The organism is Rhizobium sp. 01T444 (assembly GCF_056398305.1).
In genome coordinates this window covers 1-669 of record NZ_JBFTPD010000205.1, presented here as the reverse complement: position 1 = coordinate 669, position 669 = coordinate 1, and the positions used below count along the sequence as shown (strand labels likewise).

The 669-nt window shown below is 58.6% G+C and carries 1 protein-coding gene; it reads right to left on the bottom strand.

The features are described 5' to 3' along the window. Positions 1-652: SAM-dependent methyltransferase (locus tag AC1DTN_RS37990; RefSeq protein WP_477925310.1), on the bottom strand; the 652-nt coding region annotated here is incomplete at its 3' end. Positions 653-669: the final 17 nt, after the last annotated feature.

Sequence of the window (669 nt, the reverse complement as noted above, 5' to 3'; positions counted from 1 at the left end):
CCCTTGCACAGGTCCCCTTTCGCCCGAGGCTATCTCCGGTATGCCATTCCATGCTGGGCTGGTGGCAGATTTCGATCGGGCCCATTTCGTGACCGTAGAAATAGCTAAGCGCCTGCGGCAAGAGCCCCTCCAAAAACATCCAGGTATGACCGATTTGATTGGTCCCATCCAGCACCACAAGTGTCTTGCCATCAAGATGACCATCGAAGTTCTCGACAATGGCTCTCAAGATTGCACGTTGGCTTTCGGAGATCTTCACGTAATGATGGAATTGAAATAGCTGCGCGCCCAGGCCCAGCGCAATGAGCGCCATCGCGGCCAAGGATGCGCCAACACGTGTTCTGCGCGCAAGCCAGGCCAGGAGAGCGACCCAAACCATGGCAGCACCGGGCGTCGCCCAAAGGACGGTGCGCTGACTAATGGCCAGATGGGGTTGCGACAGCAGAAACGGGGCGTACCCCATCAGCATGAGTGCGAAGCCGACACTGGCCAGTCGCAAAGCGGACGCATTCGTGAGCGAGGACGGATCGGAGTTCGGACCACCGGGTCCGCGGCCGATTCGCGACACCAGTACCCACGCAAGAACAGCGACGGCCAACGTCGCAGCAACAAGATATGAGTAGCTCGAGTACGCCGTCGAAAGAATCCGCATTGCATCGAACCATCCGC